Origin of the sequence: Nocardiopsis chromatogenes YIM 90109 (assembly GCF_000341185.1) — a bacterium.
In the GTDB taxonomy this organism is placed as follows: Bacteria; Actinomycetota; Actinomycetes; order Streptosporangiales; family Streptosporangiaceae; genus Nocardiopsis_A; species Nocardiopsis_A chromatogenes.
Genome location: NZ_ANBH01000177.1, coordinates 1 through 4,081, shown reverse-complemented (window position 1 = coordinate 4,081; position 4,081 = coordinate 1). Strand labels below are relative to the sequence as shown.

Genomic DNA, 4,081 nt, shown 5'->3' with positions numbered 1-4,081 from the left:
GCGCCGGTCACGGCACCGACACCGAGGCGGGCCACCCCCGAAGCCGCCCCGTGCCCACCCCCCCCCGCCCCACACCCCCCCATCATCCGACCGAACACCCCGCCCCCGCCCCGCATCACACCCCCCGGACACCCCGCTACAGAACACCCGCCACCCACACGACGGACAGGAGCCCCCCTTTGCCCACCGGCCCCGTCACCCGCCGCACCCTCGCCCGCATCGCCCTCGGCGGACTCACCGCCGCCGCCCTGCCCGCCGCACCCGCCCACGCCGACACCGGCACCCCCTACTACAACGCCGCCCGCCGCCTCGCCGGCCGCGACCCCGTCCTCACCGCCATCGCCACCGCACTGCACCCCGACACCGAATTCCCCGGCGAGATCCCCCCGCCCCCGCCCACGCGCATCACCGACGACCTCGCCGTCCTCAGCGCAGGCTTCGTCCACGCCATGGCCCTGACCACCGACCGCGGCATCGTCCTGTTCGACGCCCTGAAGAACCCCGACGACGCCCGCACCGTCATCGAACCCGGCCTGCGCAGCCTCGGCGCCGACCCCGCCGACATCACCCACATCGTCATCACCCACGGCCACTACGACCACTTCGGCGGCGCCCAGTACCTCGCCGACCGCCACGGCGCCCGCGTCCTGATGTCCCCCGCCGACTGGGACCTGGTCGAAGCCGACGGCCACGAGCACGCCCCCCGCCGCGACACCGACATCACCGACGGCCACCGGCTCCACATGGGCCCGACCACCATCGCCCTGCACCACACCCCCGGCCACACCCCCGGAACCGTCTCCGCCCTCTTCGACACCCGCCACCGCGGCCGCCCCCACACCGCCATGCTCTGGGGCGGCACCAACCCGCCCGCCGCCCCCGGCCGGCTGCGCACCTACCGCGACTCCATCGCCGCCTTCCGCCGCCGCATGCACCGCGCCGGAGCCGACATCGAACTGTCCAACCACCCCAACGACCACGGCCTGCAGCGCATGCAGGCCCTGCGCACCGACCCCCACGCCCCCAACCCCTTCATCCTCGGCCGCCACCGCACCGACCGCTTCATGAAGGTCATGGACCTGATGATCCAGGGCCGCCTCGCCGACGCCCGGGCCTGACCCCCGCACGCAAAAGGCCCCGGGCCCCGCACACGCGGAACCCGGGGCCGCACCAGGCGCTACCCCCGCACACCCAGCAGGTGCTCGGTCGCCAGCTGGTCCAGCCGCTCGAAGCCGTACCCCCGCTCCCGCAGCTCCCCCACGTCCGGATCCACCTCGGCCAGCAGCGACTCCAACGACTCCCCCTCACCCAGCGTCGGCACCGCCAGCTCACCCACCCGGGAGGCCTCCAGCGCCTCGGCCACCTCCGGGTCCGCCCGGAACGCCGCCGCCTTCTCCCGCAGGATCAGGTAGTTGCGCATGCACGCCTGCGCCGACACCCACACCCCCGCGTCGTCCTCGGTGCGCGGCGGCTTGAAGTCGAAGTGCCGCGGCCCCTCATACCCCTCCCGCTCCAACAGGTCCACCAGGAAGAACGCCTCCCGCAGATCACCGCCCCCGAACCGCAGGTCCTGGTCGAACTTGACCCCCCGCTGCCCGTTCAGGTCGATGTGGAACAGCTTGCCGTGCCACAGCGCCTGCGCCACCCCGTGCACCATGTTCAGCCCCGCCATCTGCTCATGGCCCACCTCCGGGTTCACCCCCACCATCTCCGGGTGCTCCAGCTCCCCGATGAACGCCAGCGCGTGCCCCACCGTCGGCAGCAGCACATCCCCCCGCGGCTCGTTCGGCTTGGGCTCCACCGCCAGCCGCAGCCCGTACCCCCGCTCCCGGATATAGGCGCACAGCACGTCGAACGCCTCCCGCAGCCGCTCCAGCGCCGCACGCCCGTCCTTGCCCGCCTCGGTCTCGGCCCCGTCCTGGCCGCCCCAGCACACATACGTGCGCGCGCCCAGCTCGGCCGCCAGATCGATGTTGGCCGCCGCCTTGCGCAGCGCAAGCCGCCGCACCCTACGACTGTTCGAGGTGAACCCCCCGTCCCGGAACACCGGGTCGGTGAACAGGTTCGTGGTGGCCATCGGCACCACCACCCCCGTCTCCTCCAGCGCCGAGCGGAACCGCCCGATGATCCGCTCCCGCTCGGCCGCGCCCGTCCCCGCCGGAACCAGGTCCTCGTCGTGGAAGGTCACCCCCCACGCCCCCAGCTCCGCCAACCGGTGGACCGCGCGCACCGGGTCCAGCGGCCCGCGCACCGCGGCCCCGAACGTGTTCACCCCCTGCCAGCCCACCGTCCACAGCCCGAAACTGAACCGGTCCTCAAGCCGGGGGCGGTACACGTCCATCACGGACCCTCCTCAGGGCACGGCCGACAGCGACCCCATTAGTCTGGTCACCGAACAAACCCCGCGTCAATGCCCCCCACCCCGCACCCCCCTCCAACGAACCGCCCACACGGCCCACCCCAAGGGAACCGGCCACGCCCCCAGCACATCTGACCAGCACCCCACCCGCACCCACGCGGGCCTCCCCGAACCACCGGAGCCCACCCCCATGACCCCCACCCCCTTCCACCAGCCCGGCCGCCCCGAGGACCTGCCGCCGCCTGAGGTGCTCTGGGCCCACAGCAGGATCGAACTCGGCGCCTACCGCCTCCTCCAAGCACACCCGGAAGAGACCTTCACCTACGACCCGGTAGGGACGACCCACACCCGCGGCGGGTTCACGCTCGGCCCGCACGGCACGCACTTCGACAACTCCGCGGGCTGCTGGTGGCGTCTGACCTGGGTAGAGGGCGGCCGAGCCGTACTGACCGGCTGGGAACCCCTCGGACAGGACACCATCGACGAGGAACTCGACCTGCTCGCGGGCGGACCCCACTGGCTGCCGCGGCAGTGGCTGGACACGTTCATCGCCCGCTACCTGCACGAGCAGATGGGCGTGTCCTTCCTCTACTGGTGGGACGGCACCGCCTGGGGGCGCACACACTACCCCGACGGCATCGACGACGACGGCCTGGCCACCATCGAAGACTTCGGAACCCCCCAGGGCCTGCTCGGGTTCCTGTCCGCACCCTTCCCCGACGACGACCACCATCGCGCCGTGGCGGCCGAGCTGATACGGCACGTCGCCGGGAACACAGACGGCGACCGCGCCTGGAACCTGTTCCGGGACCTCTACGGCGCCGACCGCGTGGACGTGGGCGCGGCACGCGAACTACTCGGCGCGGACTGGTTCACCCGCAAGGACGATCCCCTGCCCGCCGGAACACCGCCGACCACACCCCGCCGACACCGCGTGCTCACCATGCGGAACTGGAAAGCGATGGTGGCCCGCGCCATGCAATCCGCCCACGAGGCCCAGCGCCCCGCCCCACCGGAGACCGAGGAGCTGCGCACACTGCGTGAGGCCCTGTGCGCACTGGCCGCCGAACACGGCAGCGAACTCACCTTCACCGTCTCCTGCGAGCGGGGCGCCATGAGCTTCCCAAGACTCGTCGACGCCTCAGGCCACACACTCGACGAACCGTGGCAGGACGGACTCCTGCCCCTGCGGCTGCGCCAGGCGGAGACCCACCCCGAACACGGCGCCTGGTACTTCCTGCGAGTAAAAGCCACCGCCGCCCACTCCACGGTCGAGCGCGCCTACGACCACTGGCCGGAATGGGGACGCCGATCGGGAACCCTCCCGGGCGGCATGACCCCACCACGACTGCCCGACCTCAAGGACGAGATGGCCGCCCGGTCACCGCAGTGGCGACCGGAATGGGCCCGCCTGCTGGACGACGAGGTCCCCTACAACCCGCCACAGGACATATGACCCCCGAAACAACCAACTACGACCCCACCGGGCCCCGCGGCACGCGCACGGAACACACCGCCGAACCCCCTCCCGCAAATCCTCAAAGACCCCCACACGCACGGCCGAGCCCACCTGCACGCGCTCCACAACGCAGCCCCCGAGCGCAACACCGGCACCCCGTCCACACCGACGCCCCAACAACAGACCCCAGACACCCCGACACCCACCACAACCCTCAGTACCCGCCCCACGACCCACCGCAGCCCCACAAGCAGCCAACCCCC

3 protein-coding genes are annotated in these 4,081 nt (G+C 72.3%); 2 read left to right on the top strand and 1 reads right to left on the bottom strand.

The features are described from left to right. Positions 1-179: 179 nt before the first annotated feature. On the top strand, positions 180-1,118 hold the full coding sequence (locus D476_RS0118150; RefSeq protein ID WP_017625354.1) for an MBL fold metallo-hydrolase: 939 nt from the start codon (positions 180-182) through the stop codon (positions 1,116-1,118). A 59-nt stretch (positions 1,119-1,177) separates the two neighbouring features. Here the strand turns inward: D476_RS0118150 and xylA are convergent, their stop codons facing one another. Further along, complete coding sequence (gene xylA, locus D476_RS0118145) at positions 1,178-2,341, bottom strand: xylose isomerase (protein WP_017625353.1); 1,164 nt, start codon at positions 2,339-2,341, stop codon at positions 1,178-1,180. Positions 2,342-2,549: 208 nt separating this feature from the next. Here xylA and D476_RS35695 point away from each other — a divergent pair, with 208 nt between their 5' ends. Further along, positions 2,550-3,815, top strand: a complete 1,266-nt coding sequence (locus D476_RS35695; RefSeq protein ID WP_017625352.1) for a hypothetical protein — start codon at positions 2,550-2,552, stop codon at positions 3,813-3,815. The last annotated feature ends 266 nt before the right edge of the window (positions 3,816-4,081 follow it).

What these genes read in the sequence shown, in the direction of transcription:
- xylA (WP_017625353.1), bottom strand. Translation starts at nt 2,341, where the DNA reads ATGGACGTGTACCGCCCCCGGCTTGAGGACCGGTTCAGTTTCGGGCTG.
- D476_RS35695 (WP_017625352.1), top strand. Translation starts at nt 2,550, where the DNA reads ATGACCCCCACCCCCTTCCACCAGCCCGGCCGCCCCGAGGACCTGCCG.